The following is a 19,633-nucleotide window of genomic DNA, read 5'->3' as shown; positions in this document are numbered from 1 at the left end:
TCCGTTAGTCCGCCCCGCCGGTCGCCTATCGCGTCTCGCGGCGCGGGCGCCCGCCCTGGGCAGCCCCCTTTGCGGGCGTCACGTCAAAGACCGCGAAGGAACGCCCTCCCGCCCGTTTCCCGGAAGCGACGGCGCCGGGAATGGCCTGCCGTCCGGCCGCGGCGCGGGCGGGGCGCGCCCCGGGCTCGCCCTCCTCCGCCTGCGGCATCGTGCCCGGCGCCGGCCGCTCGCCCCGCCTCGGCCCGAAGGAGGCGAGACAGGCGTTGTAGGCGAGCGCGGCCTCGATCTTCTCGCAATCCGCGAGCGTGCGCGGCTTCGCCTGCGCGAGGGCGGCGGCGGGAACGACGGTCAGAAAGAGAGCGAGAAGGACTTTCAACGCCTGTGGCCTTTGCGACGACGGCCGGTGCCGCGCGGAAATGTGGCAGGGCCGGCGGTCGAGAACAAGCGCCGTCTTGCGGCCGGATCGACGGGCAGCCGGCGCCACCGGGGCGCCCCGTCGCCCGGGCGCTGGCGCCGCTCCCCTTCCACCCCGGTACCGCTCTCAGGCGCGCAGGGTCGCGCCCGTCTTCCTGGCGACCGCCTCGACGATGCGCTGCGATATTGCCTCGATCTCGGCGTCGGTCAGCGTCTTCTCGGTCGGCTGCAGCGTCACCGCCACCGCGACCGACTTCCTGCCCTCGCCCACGTGCGGCCCCTCGTAGACGTCGAAGACCGTGACGTCGGCGACGAGGTTGCGCTCCGCCCCCGTGGCGGCCTTGACGATGTCGCCGGCGGCGACCGCCCTGTCGACTACGAAGGCGAAGTCGCGCGTCAGCGGCTGCAGCTCGGGCAGCACGAGGCGCGGCTTCATCTTCGTGGGCTTCGCCCTGGGCGGCGGCAGCAGATCGAGCACGATCTCGCAGGCGACGAGCGGCCCCTTGGCGTCGAGCGCCTTGAGCACCTTGGGATGCAGCTCGCCGAAGGCGCCGACGACCGTCTTGGGGCCGAACTGCAGCGTCGCCGAGCGGCCGGGGTGATACCAGACCGGACCGCCGGGGACGACCTGCAGCCCGCCGGTCGGAATGCCCAGCGCCGCAAAGAGCGCCATGGCGTCGGCCTTGGCGTCGAAGGCGTCCACCTCGCTGGCGCCCCCGTCCCAGTGCCGGCCGACGCCCTGGGCCCGGGCCGTGCCGCGGCGGACCGCCGCCGCCACGATTGCCTGGCCCTCCGGCTCGTCGGAGGAGAAGACCTGCCCCACCTCGAACAGCGCCACGTCGGCATAGCCCCGGTCGGCGTTGCGCTGCGCCGCCCTGACGAGGCCGGGGACGAGGCTCGGCCGCATGTCCGACAGTTCCGCTGCGATCGGGTTGGCGAGCGCCAGGCGCTTGTCGCCGCCACCGAAGAGTTCGGCCTCGCCCCTGGAGATGAAGGACCAGGTGACGGCCTCGACGAGGCCGCGCGAGGCGAAGAGACGCTTGGCGAGGCGCGTGCGCCGCTGCAGGAGCGTCAGCACCGGCTTGCCCACCGTCGCCTCGAGCCGCGGGAAGGCCTGCGACGGCACGCGGTCGAGGCCCGCGATGCGCACGATTTCCTCCACGAGGTCCGCCTTGCCCTCCACGTCGGCGCGCCAGGACGGCGGCGAGACCTTGACGCGCTCGCCCGTGCCCGAGACGTGGAAGCCGAGCGCCGTGAGGGTGAGCTTCATCTCCGGCTGCGGCAGGTCGAGGCCGGTGAGGCGCTTCACCTCCGTCCAGGGGAAATCGATGACGCGGCCGGTGTCGGGAACGGCCCCGGCGACCACCGTCTCGCTCGGCGTACCGCCGCACAGCTCCACGACCATGCGCGTGGCGAGGTCGAGCCCCTTGACCATGAACTCCGGATCGACGCCGCGCTCGAAGCGGTAGCGCGCGTCCGACAGGAGTCCCAGACGGCGCCCGGTCTGCGCGACGTTGAGCGGATCCCACAGGGCCGACTCGATGAGCACGTCCATCGTGGCCTCGGAGCAGCCGGAATGTTCGCCGCCCATGATGCCGGCGATCGACTCCACGCCCCGGTCGTCGGCGATGACGACGATGCCGTCGTCGAGAGGATGGACCTTGCCGTCGAGGGCGAGGAGTTCCTCCCCCTCCTTCGCGCGGCGCACCACGAGGTCGCCGGCGACCTGGGCGGCGTCGAAGACGTGCAGCGGCCGGCCGCGGTCGTAGGTGATGTAGTTGGTGATGTCGACGAGGGTATTGATCGGCCGGAGGCCCACGGCCTTCAGGCGGCGCTGCAACCACTCCGGCGAGGGACCGTTCCTGACGCCGCGCACGAGGCGCAGCGCGAAGGCGGGGCAGAGCTTCTCGTCGCCCGCGGCGAAGTCGAGCTTCACCGACACGGGGCACGGCCCCTGCCCCTTCACCGGCGCGACCTCCGGCGTCTTCAGCCGGCCGAGACCGGCGGCGGCCAGGTCGCGGGCGATGCCCGCAATGCCGAGCGCATCCGCCCGGTTCGGCGTCACGGCGATCTCGATCACCGGATCGTCGAGCCCGGCATAGGCCGCATAGGGCGTGCCGACCGGCGCGTCCTCGGGCAGGTCGATGATGCCCTCGTGGTCGTCCGACAGCTCGAGCTCGAAGGCCGAGCAGAGCATGCCGCGGCTCTCGACGCCGCGGATATTGCCGACGCCGAGCGTGATGTTCTTGCCCGGGATGTAGGTGCCCGGGCCGGCGAAGACCGACTTCATGCCGGTGCGCGCGTTCGGCGCGCCGCAGACGACCTGGATGGACTCGCCCGTGCCGATGTCCACCCTGCAGACGCGCAGGCGGTCGGCGTTGGGGTGCTGCTCGGCGGAGACGACGTGGGCGATGATGTAGGGCGCGAGCGCCTTCGCCTTGTCCTCGACGCCTTCGACCTCGAGGCCGATGCGGTTGAGCGTCTCGGCGATCTCCTCGACCGAGGCGTCGGTCTCCAGATGGTCCTTGAGCCACGAAAGGGGGAACTTCATCCCGGACGTCCTTCAATCGACATCTCGGGGCGCGATGGCACCCCGGATCGGTATCGCAGTCGGATTCGCAGTGCTTCCCGGAGGGGGGGGCCAGCCGCCCGCCCCGGGAAGGGGCTCACGCGCTCAGGCCGCCGGCCAGCGTCGGCAGGTCGAGCGGGCGGAAGCCGTAGTGCGCGAGCCAGCGCACGTCCGCCTCGAAGAAGGGGCGCAGGTCCGGCATGCCGTACTTCAGCATGGCGATGCGGTCGATGCCCATGCCCCATGCGAAGCCCTGGTACTCGTCGGGATCAAGGCCGCAGTTGCGCAGCACGTTCGGATGCACCATGCCGCAGCCTAGGATCTCCAGCCAGTCGTCGCCCTCGCCGAAGCGGATCTCGCCGCCCTTGCGCGAGCACTGGATGTCGACCTCCGCCGACGGCTCGGTGAAGGGGAAGAACGACGGCCTGAAGCGCATCTTCACTTGGTCGACCTCGAAGAAGGCCTTGCAGAACTCCTCGAGGATCCACTTCAGGTGGCCGATGTTGGAGGACCTGTCGATGACGAGCCCCTCCACCTGGTGGAACATCGGCGTGTGCGTCTGGTCGGAGTCGCAGCGGTAGGTGCGCCCCGGGATGATGACGCGGATCGGCGGCTTCTGCCCGAGCATGGTGCGGATCTGCACCGGGCTCGTGTGCGTGCGCAGGAGCTTGCGCTCGCCCCGGTGATCGGGCGGGAAGAAGAAGGTGTCGTGCATCTCCCGCGCCGGATGGCCGACGGGGAAGTTGAGCGCCGTGAAGTTGTAGAAGTCGGTCTCGATGTCCGGGCCTTCGGCCACCGAGAAGCCCATGTCGGCGAAGATCGCCGTCAGCTCGTCGATGACCTGGCTGATCGGATGGATGCGCCCGCGCGTCTCGGGTCCTTCCTGCACCGGCAGCGACACGTCGACGCGCTCGGCGGCGAGCCGTTCGGCGAGCGCCGCCTCCTGCAGCGCCTCGCGACGGGCGGCGATGGCGGCGGCGATGCGGTCGCGCAGGCCGTTGATGAGCGGTCCCTTCTCCTTGCGCTCCTCCGGCGTCATGGCGCCGAGCGACTTCAGGAGTTCGGAGACGGAGCCCTTCTTGCCCAGCGCCGAGATGCGCAGCGCTTCGAGCGCTGCTTCGTTCTCGGCCGCCCGCACGGCGCCGAGGAGGGTCTGTTCGAGGGTGGGAATGTCGGTCATCGGTCCCTCAAGCGTTCCATGCGCTTGTCGGCAAAGGCCGCAGGACCGTCAAGCCCTCCGGCCACGACGAAGCGCACGGCAGCTCCATGCGGGAGCCGCCGGGCGCAGTCAGCCTCGGAAGGGCGGGGGTGTCGCGGGCGGCCGGGCCGCCCGCGCGTCAGGCCGCCGGAAGCGCGGCCTTGGCCTTCTCGACGATCGCCTTGAAGGCCTCCGGCTCGCGGATGGCGATGTCCGAGAGGACCTTGCGATCGACCGCGACCCCGGCCTTGCCGAGGCCGTCGATAAATCGGCTGTAGGTCAGGCCGTATTCGCGGACCGCGGCATTGAGGCGCTGGATCCAGAGGGCGCGGAAGTTGCGCTTGTTGTTCTTGCGGTCGCGGTAGGCGTACTGCATCGCGCGATCCACGGCCGCCTTGGCGGTGCGGATCGTGTTCTTGCGACGGCCGTAGTAGCCCTTCGCGGCCTTCAGAACCTTCTTATGCTTGGCGTGGGCGGTCACGCCGCGCTTGACGCGGGCCATGATCGTTCTCCTGGGAACTTGAAAACTGCGGTCGGCGCAACTCAGCCGTTGGGGAGGAAGAACTTCTTGACGTTCCTCGCGTCGCCCTCGAACAGCGTGGTCGTGCCGCGCTGGTTGCGGATCTGCTTGTTGGTCCGCTTGATCATGCCATGGCGCTTGCCGGCCTGCGCGGCCAGCACCTTGCCGGTCCCAGTGATCTTGAAGCGCTTCTTGGCGCCCGACTTCGTCTTCAGCTTGGGCATTTTGCTTCCCTTGTCCGCCGCAGCCGACCCCTTCACGAAGCCTTGTCCCTGCGGAAAATTCCGCGGAGCCCGCTTCCCGAACGGCGCAACCTGCGGCCCATCTGCTCGAAAGCGCTGCAGACCGCCACGGCAGCCCTTCATAAGCCGGGCGATCTGAACGAGGCCGGGCTTATGCCAGACATGGGGGATAAAGGCAATGGGGGGAGCGGCTGGAATGGGGCGGCCCAACGATGCGCCGGTGACTGACGTTGGACCGATGGCGGCTCTTGCCGGATGCCGGTGGGATATCGGACGCCCGCCCGCCATGCAGACGCCTTCCTGATGCAGCCGACCATCGTCCGCCGCAAGCGACCATCAGTTTCACCGGCCGCCGCACTCCGAGGACGGCGCACGAGCCATTCAGGATCTCGGTGCGGGCGGTGGAGCCGCGCCGCGCGGACTCCTGTCCTCGTCTACGCGCCATGATCCTCGACCGAGGATGGCATACCGCTTGCAATTAATAGACCAATCAGTCTATTTTGTAGCTGCAGCCGGCGACTTGGCAGAGGTAAACTCGGAATGTTCGAAGCGATCCTGATCGAGAAGAATGAGACGGGGCAGACCGCCCGCCTGACGAACGTCGGCGAACATGCGTTGCCCGAGGGTGACGTGACGGTCCGGGTTGCGTGGTCCACCTTGAACTACAAGGATGCGCTGGCGATCACCGGCAAGGCCCCCGTGGTTCGCCGCTTCCCCATGATCCCGGGCATTGACCTCGCGGGCGTGATCGAGGCCTCGGACCACCCAAACTGGAAGCCAGGCGACAAGGTGGTGCTGAACGGTTGGGGCGTCGGCGAGACGCATTGGGGCGGCCTCGCGCAGAAGGCCCGGCTGAAGGGCGAATGGCTCGTCCCGCTGGAATCCGCCTTTTCCATGGCCCAGGCGATGGCGATCGGCACCGCCGGCTATACCGCCATGCTCTGCATTATGGCGCTCGAGAAGCACGGCGTGACGCCGGGCGATGGCCCGGTGCTGGTCACAGGCGCCGCCGGCGGCGTCGGGAGCATCGCGGTCGCGCTCCTGTCAAAGTTGGGCCATGAGGTCGTTGCGGTCACGGGCCGCCCCGAGGAAGTTGACTACCTCAAGGGCCTCGGCGCTTCCGACATCCTCCCACGCTCTCGATTCTCGGAGCCCGGCCGCCCGCTCGGCAGGGAGCAGTGGGCCGGGGCGGTGGATGTCGCCGGCGGCCCGGTTCTGGCCAATGTCTGCGCGTCCATGCGCTACCGTGGCACGGTGGCGGCCTGCGGGCTGGCGGCAGGGATGTCGCTGCCCGCCACCGTCGCGCCCTTCATTCTGCGCGGGGTGACGCTGGCGGGTATCGACAGCGTGATGTGCCCTCAGCCCGAGCGGCGCGAGGCCTGGCGGCGCCTGGGCAAGGATCTCGACCCAACGATCCTCGACGGGCTCTGCGAGACCGTGACACTCGCCGAGTGCATTCCCGCCGCCAGCCGCTTGCTGGCGGGACAGGTCCGGGGGCGCGTGATCGTCCCCCTGGACGGCACCGGATGAGCGGATGTCGCCCGCGTCACGATGCCTGTCTTATCCACGTCGCGACGCCGGTCGTCGCCAACCGCGGATTTCAAGGAGAACACCCATGTCAGCCCAAGACCTTCCGGTCAGCCGCTTCCCTGTCCCCAGCCTCGCCGACATGCCGGCCGACATCCGCGAGCGCATCGAGGCCGTGCAGGAGAAGTCCGGCTTCATCCCCAACGTGTTCCTCGTGCTGGCCCATCGCCCGGAGGAGTTCCGCGCCTTTTTCGCCTACCACGATGCGCTGATGGACAAGCCCGGCAACCTGACCAAGGCCGAACGCGAAATGATCGTCGTGGCGACATCGAACGTGAACCAGTGCCAGTATTGTGTCGTCGCCCATGGCGCGATCCTGCGCATCCGTGCCAAGGACCCGCTGATCGCCGACCAGGTCGCGATCAATTACCGCAAGGCTGACATCACAGACCGGCAGAAGGCGATGCTCGACTTCGCGATGAAGGTCAGCCAGTCTGCGCACCTGGTCGGAGAGGCCGATCTCGAGGCACTCAAGACGCATGGCTTCGACGAGGAGGACGCCTGGGACATCGCGGCCATCGCGGCCTTCTTCGGCATGTCGAACCGGCTGGCGAACGTCACCAGCATGCGCCCGAATCGCGAATTTTACACCATGGGGCGCGACTGAGCGCGCCGGAGGATCATGGGAAGCAGGAGCAGGGAAAGCGTGAACCTTCGCTCCGTCTCCACCGGGCTGGCAGCCCCGCGCCGTCGCGGCCGCCCGCCTCGGGGAGAGGCGCGGCTGGCCGCCGCGCGCGAGCAGCTGTTGCGCGCGGGCGTGGCCATATTGACCGAGCGGGGCTTCAGTGCCGTGGGCCTGGATGAGGTCCTGAGCGCTGTAGGCGTCCCTAAAGGCTCATTTTACCACTACTTCGGCAGCAAGGCAGAGTTCGGCCTGGCTCTGGTCGACACGTACGCCGCCTATTTTGCGAACAAGCTCGATCGCTGGTTCCTGGATGAGAGCCTCTCGCCCCTGGCCCGCCTGCGCGCCTTCGTCGAAGACGCCCGCGCTGGCATGGCGCGCTTCGACTATCAGCGGGGCTGCCTGGTGGGAAACCTCGGACAGGAGATCAGCACTCTCCCGGACCCGTTCCGCGACCGCCTGGCCGCCGTCTTTGCCGATTGGGAGGCGCGCACCGCGCGCTGCCTCAAGGCAGCGAAGAGCGCTGGGGAGATTGATCCCCGTGTCGATTGCGCGCGCCTTGCCGCCTTTTTCTGGATTGGCTGGGAGGGCGCGGTCCTGCGCGCCAAGCTGGAGCGCGGTCCCGAGCCCCTGGATCAGTTTGCCCAGGGCTTCTTTGCCCTGATCGAACACCGCCTTTGAGCCGATCCTCTCGGGTCGCCCCCGAACGGCTGCCCGCACTTTCAGGCGCGAGGCCAGTGTCGCCTTCGGACAGGATCGATCCCTTCGTTGCGTTTGCCGCGAATGACTGCTCGGCGTCGAATTCCGCCGCAGCGTGAAGGTCGTCTGTCGAGACGCACGATGAAGGTCCGGTTGTGGCAGACTTCGCCCCGAAGCTCACCTTTGACCGATGTGCGCTCAGACGGGGCACCTCCGCTGGAAGCCTCGCAAACGCCCGACACAAAAAGCCGCCGGACAACGCCGGCGGCCTGAACGCGTCCCGCGCGACCGGCGCCTTACCGCGGCGCCAGGATCATGATCATCTGGCGGCCTTCGAGCTGCGGCGCGCTCTCGACCTTGGCGATGTCGGCCGCCTCCTCCTGCACGCGCATGAGCAGTTTGTAGCCGAGGTCCTGGTGGGCCATCTCGCGGCCGCGGAAGCGCAGGGTCACCTTGACCTTGTCGCCTTCCTCGAAGAAGCGGCGCATCGCCTTCATCTTCACGTCGTAGTCGTGCGTGTCGATGCCGGGGCGCAGCTTGATCTCCTTGACCTCGACGGTCTTCTGCTTCTTGCGCGCCTCGGCGGCCTTCTTCTGCTCGAGGAACTTGTAGCGGCCGTAATCGAGAATCTTGCACACCGGCGGCGTCGAGTTCGGTGCGATCTCGACGAGGTCAAGGCCCGCCTCCTCGGCGACGCGCAGCGCGTCGAAGAATGACATGATCCCCCGGTTCTGCCCGTTCTCGTCGATGAGCTGAACCTCACGGACACCGCGAATGTCTCGGTTGGCGCGCGGTCCCTCCTTCTGCGGAACCGCAAGCGATCTCATAGGCCTGCGAATGGTTCGTATCTCCTCTCAAGCGCCGGTGCGCGAGGCGGCTTCGGCAAACCGGCCGGCTCGATCCGGCCCGATGCACCCTCACGACGACGCACATGCTCGCTGGACAAGCGACATTTGCAGAACGCCCCGAGAAGTCAACAGCTTCGCGCGGCTAACCAAGGGCTACGGCGCGATTGTTGCCCGCGCGCCCCGTTCGACGAGGGCCGAATAGACGTCGAGCGTGTCCGACACCATGCGTTCGAGCGAGAAATACCGCTCGACATGGGCCCGCGCCCGCGCCGTCAGCGCGTCCATGGCGGTGGCGCCGAGCGCCATCGCCTCGCCGAGGGCTGCGGCGAGCGCGACCGCATCCCCTGCCGGCACGTGCCAGCCCGTGCGCTCGCCCGGCGGCACCTGCGGGGGCGCGAGCACCGTCTCGGGCACCGCGCCGAGATCGGAGACGACGACGGGCGTGCCCATGGCCTGCGCCTCGACCGCAACGCGGCCGAAGGCCTCGGGCTCGGTCGACGGCACCGTCACCACGGAGGCGGCGAGGAAGGCCGCCGGCATGTCGGCGCAATGGCCGACCCGGCGCACGACGCCCTCGAGCCGGTTGCCGGCGATGAGGCTGTCGAGCTCCTTGACGTAGGCGTCGCGTCCCTGATGGTCGCCGGCGAGCACGAAGACGACGTCGCGCAGGCCCCGCTCGACGAGCAGCTTCGCCGCCTCGATCAGCACCTTCTGCCCCTTCCAGCCGGTGAGCCGCGCCGCCAGAAGGACGATGCGCTCGTGCGGCGCGATCGACCAGGCCCGGCGCAGCGCCTCGACCCGCTCCGGTGCCACGGCCGCCGGCGAGAAGGCGGCGAGATCGGTGCCGCGGTGGATGACGCGCAGATGGTCGCGCGCGAAAGGGTGCGCCTTGAGGATGAGATCGGCCGTGTAGTGCGAATTGGCGATGACCACGTCGCCTCGCGCCATGACCGAATTGTACCTGATCTTGACGGCCGAGCGGCCGGCATAGCTGCCGTGGTAGGTGGTGACGAAGGGCAGGTCGAGGGTGCGCGCCGCCGCGAGCGCCGACCAGGCCGGGGCGCGCGAGCGCGCGTGGACGATGCCGACCCCCTCGTCGAGGCAGAGCCTGATGAGCCGCCGGACGTTGAGAAGCATGACGAAGGGGTTCTTCGTTCGAGCCGGAAAGGGGATCCATACCCCGCCCTTCGCCTGCAGCTCGCCGACAAGCCGCCCGCCCTCGGTCGCGACGAGGGCCCGCGCGCCGACCGCCGCGAGCCCCGCCGCGACATCGACCGTCGTGCGTTCCGCCCCGCCCGTCTCGAGTTCGGGCACGATCTGCAGCACCGTCCGGCCCGCGAGCGGATGCGCCCCGGTGGCGGGGAAATGGACGGGTGCGCCGGGTCGCATCGACGAGATCACCGGTGTATGAGGCCTCCTGCGGCGAGTCACCATGCACGGACTCGCTTCTTCTGGAGTGTTTAGGGTGAGCGCGCCGAAACCGCAATTTCTCGACGTCGGAAAGGGCGCCGAAGCCCGCCGCATCGCCGTCCTCGCCCGCCCGGGCGCAGGCCCCCCGGTGGTCTGGCTGGGCGGCTTCCGCTCGGACATGCGCGCAACCAAGGCCGAAGCCCTCGATGCCTGGGCGGCCGAGCACGGCCGCGCCTACGTGCGCTTCGACTATTCCGGGCACGGCGAGTCGGACGGGCGCTTCGAGGAGGGCACCATCTCCCGCTGGCTGGAGGAGAGCCTCGCCGTCCTTGCGCGATACGCGCCCGGCCGCCCCATCATCGTCGGCTCGTCGATGGGCGGCTGGCTCGCGCTGCTCGCGGCACGGGCCCTCCGCCAGAGCGCGCCGGACCGGCGCCCGCTGCGGCTCGTCCTCATCGCGCCCGCAGTCGACTTCACCGAGCGCCTGATGTGGGATGCCTTTCCGGCCGAGGCGCGGCGCGCCATCGGGGAAACGGGCGTGTTCATGCGCCCGTCCCTCTATTCGGCCGATCCCTATCCGATCACGCGCGCCCTCATCGAGGACGGGCGCGCCCATCTCCTCCTCGGCGCACCGATCGAGCCGGGCTGCCCGGTGCACATCCTGCAGGGCATGCAGGACCCCGACGTGCCGTGGCGGCACGCCATGACGCTCATCGAACACCTGCCTGGAGAGGCGGCGACGATCACGCTCGTCAAGGACGGCGAACATCGCCTGTCGCGGCCGCAGGACCTTGCTCTCCTCATCGGCGCCGTCGCCCGGGCCGACGATTGAGCCCGCGCATCCCCCGGTCCGGGCGATGGCCCGCGGGCCGAGCCGTCTTCAATGCACGCTCACCGTTTCGAGGTCGTTCACCCAGGCGTTGGCGATGGCCGCGTCACGGGAATCGGTGAGCAGGATCGGCGTGCCGTCCGCCGCGAGCAACGCGAAGAGTTCGAGGCCCGGCTGGATGTCGGGCGCCTGCGGGAAGACGCGCTTCACGTCTTCGGAGCGCATCTGCTTCACATAGGCCACCTTGCCTTCGCCCGCGAGCACGAGCGCGGCGCGGTCGGTCACATTGCCCTTGAATTCGAAGACATCGTCGTTCATCGCACCCTCCTTCTGAAGCGGTGGCGAAACCGGCCGCGATCAGTCGCGCGCCAGGATGTCGATCTTGCGCACGATGCGCTCGAGTTCCGGCCTTGCCAGATCGACGGAGAGCAGGCCGTTCGAGAGATCCGCTCCGAGCACCTCCATGCCGTCGGCGAGGAGAAAGGCGCGCTGGAACTGCCGCGCGGCGATGCCGCGGTGCAGGAACTGGCGCGTCTTGTCCTCCACCTGCCGCCCGCGGATGACGAGCTGGTTCTCCTCGAGCGTGATCTCGAGCTGGTCGCGCGTGAAACCGGCCACCGCGAGCGTGATGCGGAGCCTCTCGGGCTCGTCGGCAGTGCGGGCGATCCGCTCGATGTTGTAGGGCGGATAGCCGTCCGACGCGGCCTTCGCGACCCGGTCGAGAGCGCGCTCGATCTCGTCGAACCCGAGCAGGAAGGGGGAAGACAGAGACGGTACTCGTGACATGTGCGAAGCCCTCGTTCAGGCACTTCGTAGGCGGGCCCGCCTCACGCGGCACCCTGGGCAGCCTGTGCTGCCGCCATTGATATGACGACGTTCCGTGCTCCGTTCAAGAGACCCAAGGCGCCGCGCCTTCGCCCGGCCCTGTTGCGCGCCCCTTGCCAGGGGCCAGGATATAGGGCAGCTAGCGCCACGCCTTGCGCAAGCCCGTGCCGCCGCGCGAAGCTTCCGGCCGCCGTCGAGCGCGCAGCCGCACGCTCGCGAATCCTCGACATCCTGGAGCTGACGCCGCGCACCTACGCGGTGTCCACGATCCACCGCGCCGAGAATACCGATGACCCGGAGCGGCTGGCGCGCGTCGTGGCGTGGCTGGAGGAGGCCGCTCTGACGCAGCCGGTGGTGATGGCCGTTCATCCGCGGACGCGCAAGCTGCTGGAACGCAACGGCATTGCGCCGCGCGGACTGAGGCTCGTCGACCCCCTCGGATATCTGGACATGACCCAGCTCGTGCATCACGCCGCGAGCGTCTTCACCGATTCGGGCGGGCTGCAGAAGGAAGCCTATTTCCATCGCGTGCCGTGCGTGACGCTGCGCGACGAGACCGAATGGGTCGAGACCATCGAAGCGGGCTGGAATCGCTTGTGGACCGAGGATCGCTACAAGCCGCGGCGCGAAATCCCCGACTACGGCGACGGCCGGTCGGCCGCCGTCGTAGCGGAGCTCATGCACGCGCTTGTCTGACGGGGAGCGCCGGCCGGCCGGCGCTTCCCGACCCGCCTCGTCCTGACGGCGCCGTCCCCGGGCTGGCGATGTCCCCTGCCGGCGCGGTCAGCCATGCCCCTCGACGCCATGATTCATCGGCCGGGGCCGAAAAATGGCGCCTTCACCAGGGATCGCCGGCATCGGGTGCTTGCCCGCCGGAGCCCCCCGGCTGCACCCCGATCACGTCACGCCAGGTTCTTTGGCAGAGCTGTGTTCTTTGGGAGAGTTGGTGGAGCCAGGCGGAATCGAACCGCCGACCTCTTGAATGCCATTCAAGCGCTCTCCCAACTGAGCTATGACCCCACTCAAATCGCGCGGCGCCTTGGGGAGCGCCACACCTGCGGATGCCGCGGCGGCCCCGCGGTCGTCTTCAAGCCGCCCCTCCGCCTCTCGGAGGAAGAGCGGCGAACGCGGCAATGATGCCGCTTCCGGCAACGATCGCTGACTGTTCACCTGCCGGGTGAGCGCCGCGGGTTTGGTGGAGCCAGGCGGAATCGAACCGCCGACCTCTTGAATGCCATTCAAGCGCTCTCCCAACTGAGCTATGGCCCCACTCAACTCATGCCGGCGCCTTGGGGAGCACCGGGGTCGGCCGTCGAAACCGCGACGCGGCGACGGCCGGGTCTATAGCTTCCCTCGATCGGGCTTTCAAGCCTCTTCGTCGTCCTCGAGATCGCTGTCGATAAGTCCGGACACATCGTCCTCGGACTCCTCGTCCTCCTCGAGGAACGTGTCGTCGTCGCCGATATCCTCGCCGACGTCGATGTCCTCGTCGCCCGGCAGTTCCTTGCCGTCGTCGCCAGCTTCGACCTCGTCGAGCGACACGAGCTCGGCAGCGCCGGTCTCGATCTCGGATTCCTCGTCCTCGCCGTGTGCCGCGACCGCCTCGGGCCGTCCGCGCATCGCCAGCGCGACGGCCTGGAAGACCGTGCCGCACTTGGGGCAGACGATGGGATCCTTGTTGAGATCGTAGAATTTGGCGCCGCAGCTCAGGCATTGGCGCTTGGTGCCGAGTTCCGGTTTCGCCACGGGTTCGCACTCTCGCAGAAATAGGGGTGAGCGCTCCCGTTAGTCGCGTGCCCCGCACCTGTCAAATGCGAAATCCGAGTCGGCGCCACCCGCCTGCCGCCGCGGGCTGCGGCGGGATGACGCTCGCGCGAGCGCGTGCTAGGAGGCGGCGGTCCATCCCTGCCGCCGAGACGAACGCCCGTGTCCGCCCACGCTCAAGCCCCCGCGCCCCTCACCGCCCGCCGCTCGGAGAAGCTGTCGGGCCGCATCCGCGTACCAGGCGACAAGTCGATCTCCCACCGCGCGATGATTCTCGGCCTGCTGACGGTCGGCGAGACCCGCGTCGAGGGCCTGCTCGAGGGCGAGGACGTTCTGCGCACGGCCGATGCCGCCAGGGCGCTCGGCGCCATGGTCGAGCGTACCGGCCCGGGATCCTGGCGCGTGCGGGGCGTCGGCATCGGCGGTCTCGTCGAACCGCGGGACGTTCTCGACTTCGGCAATGCCGGCACGGGATCGCGCCTCATGATGGGCGTCGTCGCCGGCCATCCCGTCACTGCGACCTTCGACGGCGACGCCTCGCTGCGCAAGCGCCCGATGCGCCGCATCCTCGATCCGCTCGTCCGGATGGGAGCGGAGATCGTGAGCGAGGCCGAGGGCGGCCGCTGCCCCCTGACCATCCGCGGCGCGCGCGAGACGATCCCGATCACCTACGAGACGCCCGTGCCCTCGGCGCAGATCAAGTCCGCCGTCCTCCTCGCCGGCCTCAACGCCCCGGGGACGACGACGGTCATCGAGCGCGAGGCCTCGCGCGACCACACCGAACGCATGCTGCGCCATTTCGGCGCCGAGGTCGCGGTCGAACCGGCCGGCGAGCACGGGCGGCGCGTCACGCTCGTCGGCCAGCCGGAGCTGCGGCCGGCGGTGGTCGTCGTCCCGGCCGATCCCTCCTCTGCCGCCTTCCCGCTGGTGGCGGCGCTGATCGCGCCCGATTCGGACCTCGTGCTGGAGGGTGTGATGATCAATCCGCTGCGCAGCGGCCTGCTCACCACCCTCGTCGAGATGGGCGCGGACATCACCTTCCTCGACCGCCGCGAGGAGGGCGGAGAGGAGGTCGCCGACCTGCGCATCCGCGCGGGGGCGCTCAGGGGCGTCGACGTGCCGGCGGCCCGGGCGCCGTCGATGATCGACGAATATCCGGTCCTCGCGGTCGCGGCGGCCTTCGCCAGCGGCGACACGCGCATGCGCGGCCTGCACGAGCTGCGCGTCAAGGAGTCGGACCGGCTCGCCGCGGTCGCCGCCGGGCTTGCGGCGGCGGGCGTCGACAGCACCATCGAGGCGGACGACCTCATCGTGCACGGGACCGGCGGGCGCGTGCGCGGCGGCGGCACGGCGGCGACGCACCTCGACCATCGCATCGCCATGGCCTTCCTCGTCATGGGCCTCGCCACCGAGAAGCCCATGAAGGTGGACGACGGCACGATGATCGCGACGAGCTTCCCGACCTTCGTCCCGCTGATGCGCGGGCTCGGCGCCGACATCGCGTGAGACCCGCGCCCATGATCATCGCCATCGACGGCCCCGCCGCCTCGGGCAAGGGAACGCTCGCCAAGCGGCTCGCCGCCCACTACGGCCTGCCGCATCTCGATACGGGCCTGCTCTACCGCGCGGTGGCGAAACGCCTCCTCGACGCGGGCCTGCCTCTCGACGCGCGCGACCATGCCGTCGCGGCCGCCACCACGCTCGACGTGGCGACATTGGACGAGGATGCCCTGCGCGGGCGGCCCATGGGCGAGGCCGCCTCGATCGTCGCCGCCTTCCCGGACGTGCGCGCGGCCCTCCTCGCCCAGCAGCGCAGCTTCGCGGCCCAGCCCGCCGGCGCGGTGCTCGACGGACGCGACATCGGCACCGTCATATGCCCGGACGCGCCGGTGAAGCTCTTCGTCACGGCAAGCGCCGAGGAGCGCGCTCGCCGCCGCACGCTGGAGCTCGTGGGGCGCGGCGAGCCCGCCGACGAAGCCGCGATCCTCGCCGACATCCGCCGCCGCGACGCGCGCGACTCCGGGCGCGCCACGGCCCCCCTCCTGCCCGCGCCGGACGCGGTCATCCTCGACACAACCGGCCTGACGATCGAAGAGGCCTTCCAGGCAGCACTACAACTCGTGGAAAGCAGGATCGCGGCCTACAACTCCTTGTGAGGCGGTCGCGGCGCCGTTGGCCTGAGGGAACACCGGTGTCACACTGTCTCCCGTCCTCTCCTTGAATGGCGGGAGGCGGCGATGGTCGTCGGGATGTCGAGGCTCTTGCGAGGCGGGCGCTGGATCAGGGGCGTGGCCAGCGCAGGTATCGTCTCTGTGGCCCTGTTCCTGGCCGGACCGGCGCAGGCCCAGCAGGAGGTCGACGTGGCGCTCGTGCTGGCGGTCGACATCTCCTACTCCATGGACGAGGAGGAACAGCAGCTCCAGCGACAGGGATATGTCGAGGCGCTGCGCTCCTTCCCCTTCCTCGACGCCGTGCGGCGCGGCGCCGTCGGGCGCATCGCCGTCACCTATCTCGAATGGGCAGGCACCGCCACCCAGGACGTGATCGTGCCCTGGCAGATCATCGAGGGGCCGGAAAGCGCCGACGCCTTCATCGACAAGCTCAAGGCCGCGCCGATCCGGCGGGCCTACCGCACGTCCGTCTCCGGCGGCATCGACTTCGCTGCGAAGCTCTTCACCGATATCCCGTTCAAGCCGCTGAAGCGCGTCATCGACGTCTCGGGTGACGGGCCGAACAACCAGGGCCGGGCGGTGACCGCCGCACGCGACGAGGCGGTGGCCCGCGGCATCACCATCAACGGCCTGCCGATCATGCTCAAGCGCCCCGGCTACATGGACATCGTCGAGCTCGACGACTACTTCCGGGACTGCGTCATCGGCGGCCAGGGCGCCTTCATGGTGCCGATCCGCGAGCAGCATCAGTTCACCGATGTCATCCGCACCAAGCTCATCCTCGAGGTCGCGGGCCATGCGCCGCCGGCGGCCGAGATTGTCCGCGCCCAGGCGACACAGCCGCGCGTCTCCTGCCTCGTCGGCGAGCGGCAATGGAACGAGCGGATGGGCAACTGAGCGGCCTCGCCCCACCGCAGACGCGGAACGGATCGTGCGCGCGGACGGGGACAGCTCCCCCGCCATCGGTCATGTTTGTGGGTGACCGAATCGCCGCGAGTCTCGCCCATGCCCGACCGCACCGCCGTCGCCCTCGTCGCCCATGATGCCAAGAAGGACGAGATGGCCGCCTTTGCCGTGGCGCACCGGTCCGTCCTCGCCGCCTGCACCCTCTACGCCACCGGCACCACCGGCGGACGCGTGATGGAGCGCTGCCCGGAACTCGCCATCACCCGCCTCAAGAGCGGGCCGCTCGGCGGCGACCAGCAGATCGGCGCCATGATCGCCGAGGGCCGCATCGGTGCCCTGTTCTTCTTCGTCGACCCCCTCTCGCCGCATCCGCACGACGTGGACGTGAAGGCCCTGACGCGGCTCGCCCTCGTCTACGACATCCCCGTGGCCCTCAACCGGGCGACGGCGGAAATCCTCGTCGGCGCGCTGGCACGGCGCTGAGGCGCCCCCGGCGCCCTACCGCGCCCGCGGCTTGGCGCGCGTGGTCGGCGGCGCCGCGAGCGGATCGTCCGGCCAGGGGTGCTTGGGGTAGCGTCCGCGCATGTCGGCCTTCACCGCCGCCCACGACCCGCGCCAGAAGCCCGGCAGGTCCTGCGTGATCTGGATCGGCCTGTGCGCCGGGGAGAGGAGATGCAGCACGAGGGGCACGCGCCCGCCGGCGAGCGCCGGATGCTCGTCGAGCCCGAAGAGCTCCTGCACGCGCACGGCGAGCACCGGCCCCTCCTCGCCGCCGTAGTCGATCGGGATGCGCGATCCCGTCGGCACCTCGAAATGCGTCGGCGCCTCGACATCGAGGCGACGCTGCAGGGCCCAGGGCAGGAGTGCCTTGAGAGCCGCATCGAGCGTGCCGGCATCGATGGCAGCCAGGCCCGTCCGCCCGATGAGATGCGGGGCGAGCCAGTCCGCCGCCGTCCGGACGAGCGCCTCGTCCGACAGGTCGGGCCACTCCTCCCCCTCGGCCCGGCGCAGGAAGAGGACGCGCTCGCGCCATTGTGACAGGGCCTTGCTCCAGGGCAGCACGTCGAGCCCGAGCGAGACGAGCCCGCGGGCGAGGATTTCGGCCGCCTCCCCGGTCGCCGGAACGGCAAGCGGCCGTTCGGCGAGCACCAGCGCCTCGTAGCGGCGCAGCGCCCGCGCACGCAGGGCTCGCGCGGCCCTGTCGAAGGTGACCTCCTGCACCTCCTCGACATGCGCGCCGGCCACCGCCTCGACCTCGGCGGACGTCAGCGGCGCGGCGATGAGGATGCGCGCCGCGGCAGCCGCGCCCGCGATTTCCGCCACCGCCAGGAAGGGCTCGCGCGCCAGCCGGTCGCTCGCCTCGAGCGCCGCGCCGCGGCCGTTCGCCATGAGGAACTCGCCGGCCCTGCCACGGGCCTTGGCGATGCGGTCGGGATAGGCGAGCGCGAGGAGGGCACCGGGACTCGTGTCGGTGGACACCGGCCCGACAGCGCCCTCTCCCGCCTGCCGGGCCCATCCGGCGGCAAGGCGGCGCATGTCCTCGGCGCGGCGCGAGCGGTCGCGGCGGAAACGCTCCAGGCGCTCGCCGAGATCGGTCGAATCGCCGCCGAGGCCGCGCTCCACCAGGAGGGCCGCGATCTCGGCCGCCGTGCCTGCCGCCCCCTGCCCGGCCGCGGAGAGGATCATGCGCGCGAGCCGCGGCGGCAGGGGCAGGGCCTGCAGGCGCCGGCCCATTGGCGTCAGGCGCCCGTCGGCGTCGATGGCGTCGAGCTCCGCGAGGAGCGCCCGCGCTTCCGCGAGCGCCGCCCTGGGCGGCGGGTCGAGGAAGGCGAGCGTCGTCGGATCGGCAACGCCCCAGGCGGCACAGTCGAGCAGGAGGGGCGCGAGATCTGCGGCAAGGATCTCGGGCTTGGCGAAGGGCTCGAGCGCCCCCGTCGCCGCCTCCTCCCACAGGCGGTAGCAGACGCCCGGCTCGGTGCGCCCGGCGCGCCCGCGGCGCTGGTCGGCGGCAGCGCGCGACACACGCACGGTCTCGAGCCGCGTGAGGCCGATGTCGGGCTCGTAGCGCGGCACGCGGGCGAACCCGGAATCGACGACGACGCGCACCCCCTCGATGGTCAGCGAGGTCTCGGCGATGGAGGTGGCGAGCACCACCTTGCGCCGTCCGGGCGGAGCCGGCAGGACGGCGCGGTCCTGCTCCGCCCGGTCCGTGGCGCCGTAGAGCGGCGCAATCTCGACCGCCGGATCGGCAATGCGCCTGTCGAGCAGGTCCGCCACGCGCCGGATCTCGCCCTGGCCGGGCAGGAAGACGAGCTGCGAGCCGGGCTCGGCGCGGAGCGCCGCGGTCACCACCGCCGCGACCTGCTCGTCGAGGCGCTGGCGCGGATCGCGGCCGACGTAGCGGGTGTCGACGGGAAAGGCGCGGCCTTCGCTCGCGATGACGGGCGCATCCCCGAGAAGACGCGCGACGCGCGCGCCGTCGAGGGTCGCCGACATGACGATCAGGCGCAGATCCGGCCGCAACGCCCCCTGCGCGTCGAGCGCGAGCGCGAGGCCGAAATCGGCGTCGAGCGAGCGCTCGTGGAATTCGTCGAAGAACACGGCCGCGACGCCGGTGAGTTCCGGATCGTCAAGGATCATGCGCGTGAAGACGCCCTCGGTCACGACCTCGATGCGCGTGCGGCGGCCGATCCTGGAGCCGAGACGCACGCGCAGGCCCACCGTCTCGCCCACCTCCTCGCCGAGCGTGCGCGCCATGCGGTCGGCGGCGCTGCGCGCCGCGAGCCGCCGCGGCTCGAGCAGGATGATCTTGCCGCCCCCGACCCAAGGCTCGTCGAGGAGCGCGAGGGGCACGCGCGTCGTCTTGCCGGCACCGGGCGGCGCCACCAGCACCGCGCTCGGCCGGGCGGCGAGCGCCTGCGCGAGCTCGTCCAGCACAACGTCGATGGGCAGCGGTTCGGCAAAGCGGCGCATGGCGGGCGAAGGCGATCGGCAGGTGAGCATGACCGGCGTGTGGCGGCGTTCATAAC

General features: G+C 70.3%; 20 protein-coding genes and 2 tRNA genes. 9 read left to right on the top strand and 13 right to left on the bottom strand.

What is annotated here, in order from left to right:
• Nucleotides 1-25: 25 nt before the first annotated feature.
• The 5 genes from QNA08_RS05030 to rpmI all read right to left on the bottom strand — a co-directional run bounded on the left by QNA08_RS05030 (nt 26) and on the right by rpmI (nt 4,925).
• Nucleotides 26-376, bottom strand: a complete 351-nt coding sequence (locus QNA08_RS05030) for a hypothetical protein (RefSeq protein WP_283739579.1) — start codon at nt 374-376, stop codon at nt 26-28.
• Between the two features lie 165 nt (nt 377-541).
• Complete coding sequence (pheT, locus tag QNA08_RS05025; RefSeq protein ID WP_283739578.1) at nt 542-2,965, bottom strand: phenylalanine--tRNA ligase subunit beta; 2,424 nt, start codon at nt 2,963-2,965, stop codon at nt 542-544.
• A gap of 115 nt (nt 2,966-3,080) precedes the next feature.
• Nucleotides 3,081-4,163: a phenylalanine--tRNA ligase subunit alpha gene (gene pheS, locus QNA08_RS05020; protein ID WP_283739577.1), complete on the bottom strand. Its 1,083-nt coding sequence runs from the start codon at nt 4,161-4,163 to the stop codon at nt 3,081-3,083.
• Nucleotides 4,164-4,320: 157 nt separating this feature from the next.
• Nucleotides 4,321-4,683, bottom strand: a complete 363-nt coding sequence (gene rplT / locus QNA08_RS05015; protein WP_283739576.1) for a 50S ribosomal protein L20 — start codon at nt 4,681-4,683, stop codon at nt 4,321-4,323.
• Nucleotides 4,684-4,724: 41 nt separating this feature from the next.
• Nucleotides 4,725-4,925, bottom strand: a complete 201-nt coding sequence (gene rpmI / locus QNA08_RS05010; RefSeq protein WP_283739575.1) for a 50S ribosomal protein L35 — start codon at nt 4,923-4,925, stop codon at nt 4,725-4,727.
• Between the two features lie 558 nt (nt 4,926-5,483).
• Here rpmI and acuI point away from each other — a divergent pair.
• The 3 genes from acuI to acuR all read left to right on the top strand — a co-directional run bounded on the left by acuI (nt 5,484) and on the right by acuR (nt 7,833).
• Nucleotides 5,484-6,473 (top strand): acrylyl-CoA reductase (NADPH), encoded by a 990-nt coding sequence (gene acuI, locus QNA08_RS05005; RefSeq protein ID WP_283739574.1) that lies wholly within the window; start codon nt 5,484-5,486, stop codon nt 6,471-6,473.
• Between the two features lie 85 nt (nt 6,474-6,558).
• Nucleotides 6,559-7,137: a peroxidase-related enzyme gene (locus QNA08_RS05000; protein ID WP_283739573.1), complete on the top strand. Its 579-nt coding sequence runs from the start codon at nt 6,559-6,561 to the stop codon at nt 7,135-7,137.
• A 39-nt stretch (nt 7,138-7,176) separates the two neighbouring features.
• Nucleotides 7,177-7,833 (top strand): acrylate utilization transcriptional regulator AcuR, encoded by a 657-nt coding sequence (acuR, locus tag QNA08_RS04995; RefSeq protein ID WP_283739572.1) that lies wholly within the window; start codon nt 7,177-7,179, stop codon nt 7,831-7,833.
• Nucleotides 7,834-8,147: 314 nt separating this feature from the next.
• Here acuR and infC read toward each other — a convergent pair whose 3' ends face one another.
• Together infC and QNA08_RS04985 are read right to left on the bottom strand one after the other, a co-directional pair.
• Nucleotides 8,148-8,678, bottom strand: a complete 531-nt coding sequence (infC, locus tag QNA08_RS04990) for a translation initiation factor IF-3 (protein ID WP_283739571.1) — start codon at nt 8,676-8,678, stop codon at nt 8,148-8,150.
• A gap of 174 nt (nt 8,679-8,852) precedes the next feature.
• Nucleotides 8,853-10,088 (bottom strand): glycosyltransferase, encoded by a 1,236-nt coding sequence (locus tag QNA08_RS04985; RefSeq protein ID WP_283739709.1) that lies wholly within the window; start codon nt 10,086-10,088, stop codon nt 8,853-8,855.
• A 76-nt stretch (nt 10,089-10,164) separates the two neighbouring features.
• Between QNA08_RS04985 and QNA08_RS04980 the strand changes: the two genes are divergently transcribed.
• Nucleotides 10,165-10,941 (top strand): alpha/beta hydrolase, encoded by a 777-nt coding sequence (locus QNA08_RS04980; protein WP_283739570.1) that lies wholly within the window; start codon nt 10,165-10,167, stop codon nt 10,939-10,941.
• Between the two features lie 48 nt (nt 10,942-10,989).
• Here QNA08_RS04980 and QNA08_RS04975 read toward each other — a convergent pair whose 3' ends face one another.
• Nucleotides 10,990-11,256, bottom strand: a complete 267-nt coding sequence (locus tag QNA08_RS04975; RefSeq protein ID WP_283739569.1) for a BQ00720 family protein — start codon at nt 11,254-11,256, stop codon at nt 10,990-10,992.
• Between the two features lie 39 nt (nt 11,257-11,295).
• A complete protein-coding gene (locus QNA08_RS04970; RefSeq protein WP_283739568.1) occupies nt 11,296-11,724 on the bottom strand; it encodes an Hsp20 family protein in 429 nt (142 codons plus the stop codon).
• 81 nt (nt 11,725-11,805) lie between these two features.
• On the opposite strand from QNA08_RS04970, the gene QNA08_RS04965 reads away from it, so the two are divergent.
• A complete protein-coding gene (locus tag QNA08_RS04965; protein ID WP_283739567.1) occupies nt 11,806-12,459 on the top strand; it encodes a UDP-N-acetylglucosamine 2-epimerase in 654 nt (217 codons plus the stop codon).
• Nucleotides 12,460-12,707: 248 nt separating this feature from the next.
• Here QNA08_RS04965 and QNA08_RS04960 read toward each other — a convergent pair.
• The 3 genes from QNA08_RS04960 to QNA08_RS04950 form a co-directional block, all read right to left on the bottom strand.
• Nucleotides 12,708-12,783: transfer RNA gene (locus QNA08_RS04960), tRNA-Ala, on the bottom strand.
• Between the two features lie 173 nt (nt 12,784-12,956).
• Nucleotides 12,957-13,032 (bottom strand) — tRNA-Ala (locus tag QNA08_RS04955).
• Between the two features lie 96 nt (nt 13,033-13,128).
• A complete protein-coding gene (locus tag QNA08_RS04950; RefSeq protein ID WP_283739566.1) occupies nt 13,129-13,509 on the bottom strand; it encodes a TIGR02300 family protein in 381 nt (126 codons plus the stop codon).
• 180 nt (nt 13,510-13,689) lie between these two features.
• On the opposite strand from QNA08_RS04950, the gene aroA reads away from it, so the two are divergent.
• The 4 genes from aroA (at nt 13,690) to QNA08_RS04930 (ending at nt 17,087) form a co-directional block, all read left to right on the top strand.
• Nucleotides 13,690-15,033, top strand: coding sequence for a 3-phosphoshikimate 1-carboxyvinyltransferase (gene aroA, locus QNA08_RS04945; RefSeq protein ID WP_283739565.1), 1,344 nt, complete (start codon nt 13,690-13,692; stop codon nt 15,031-15,033).
• An 11-nt stretch (nt 15,034-15,044) separates the two neighbouring features.
• Nucleotides 15,045-15,683: a (d)CMP kinase gene (gene cmk / locus QNA08_RS04940; protein ID WP_283739564.1), complete on the top strand. Its 639-nt coding sequence runs from the start codon at nt 15,045-15,047 to the stop codon at nt 15,681-15,683.
• 132 nt (nt 15,684-15,815) lie between these two features.
• Entirely contained in the window at nt 15,816-16,595 is a 780-nt protein-coding gene (locus QNA08_RS04935) for a DUF1194 domain-containing protein (protein ID WP_283739563.1), read from the top strand.
• Between the two features lie 108 nt (nt 16,596-16,703).
• Entirely contained in the window at nt 16,704-17,087 is a 384-nt protein-coding gene (locus tag QNA08_RS04930; RefSeq protein WP_283739562.1) for a methylglyoxal synthase, read from the top strand.
• A gap of 15 nt (nt 17,088-17,102) precedes the next feature.
• Here QNA08_RS04930 and hrpB read toward each other — a convergent pair whose 3' ends face one another.
• A complete protein-coding gene (gene hrpB / locus QNA08_RS04925; RefSeq protein ID WP_283739561.1) occupies nt 17,103-19,577 on the bottom strand; it encodes an ATP-dependent helicase HrpB in 2,475 nt (824 codons plus the stop codon).
• Nucleotides 19,578-19,633: the final 56 nt, after the last annotated feature.

Source organism: Chelatococcus albus (assembly GCF_030067675.1).
Taxonomy (GTDB): Bacteria; Pseudomonadota; Alphaproteobacteria; order Rhizobiales; family Beijerinckiaceae; genus Chelatococcus_A; species Chelatococcus_A albus.
The sequence above is the reverse complement of the archived record's forward strand: the minus strand, read 5'-3'. Positions and strand labels throughout refer to the sequence as shown.

Excerpts from the sequence above, each read along its gene's own strand:
- cmk (WP_283739564.1), top strand. The coding sequence starts at position 15,045 with ATGATCATCGCCATCGACGGCCCCGCCGCCTCGGGCAAGGGAACGCTC.
- QNA08_RS04985 (WP_283739709.1), bottom strand. The coding sequence starts at position 10,088 with ATGCGACCCGGCGCACCCGTCCATTTCCCCGCCACCGGGGCGCATCCG.
- acuI (WP_283739574.1), top strand. The coding sequence starts at position 5,484 with ATGTTCGAAGCGATCCTGATCGAGAAGAATGAGACGGGGCAGACCGCC.
- QNA08_RS04975 (WP_283739569.1), bottom strand. The coding sequence starts at position 11,256 with ATGAACGACGATGTCTTCGAATTCAAGGGCAATGTGACCGACCGCGCC.
- QNA08_RS04930 (WP_283739562.1), top strand. The coding sequence starts at position 16,704 with ATGCCCGACCGCACCGCCGTCGCCCTCGTCGCCCATGATGCCAAGAAG.
- rpmI (WP_283739575.1), bottom strand. The coding sequence starts at position 4,925 with ATGCCCAAGCTGAAGACGAAGTCGGGCGCCAAGAAGCGCTTCAAGATC.
- pheT (WP_283739578.1), bottom strand. The coding sequence starts at position 2,965 with ATGAAGTTCCCCCTTTCGTGGCTCAAGGACCATCTGGAGACCGACGCC.
- QNA08_RS05000 (WP_283739573.1), top strand. The coding sequence starts at position 6,559 with ATGTCAGCCCAAGACCTTCCGGTCAGCCGCTTCCCTGTCCCCAGCCTC.
- rplT (WP_283739576.1), bottom strand. The coding sequence starts at position 4,683 with ATGGCCCGCGTCAAGCGCGGCGTGACCGCCCACGCCAAGCATAAGAAG.
- infC (WP_283739571.1), bottom strand. The coding sequence starts at position 8,678 with ATGAGATCGCTTGCGGTTCCGCAGAAGGAGGGACCGCGCGCCAACCGA.
- QNA08_RS04970 (WP_283739568.1), bottom strand. The coding sequence starts at position 11,724 with ATGTCACGAGTACCGTCTCTGTCTTCCCCCTTCCTGCTCGGGTTCGAC.
- hrpB (WP_283739561.1), bottom strand. The coding sequence starts at position 19,577 with ATGCGCCGCTTTGCCGAACCGCTGCCCATCGACGTTGTGCTGGACGAG.
- pheS (WP_283739577.1), bottom strand. The coding sequence starts at position 4,163 with ATGACCGACATTCCCACCCTCGAACAGACCCTCCTCGGCGCCGTGCGG.
- QNA08_RS04965 (WP_283739567.1), top strand. The coding sequence starts at position 11,806 with ATGACGACGTTCCGTGCTCCGTTCAAGAGACCCAAGGCGCCGCGCCTT.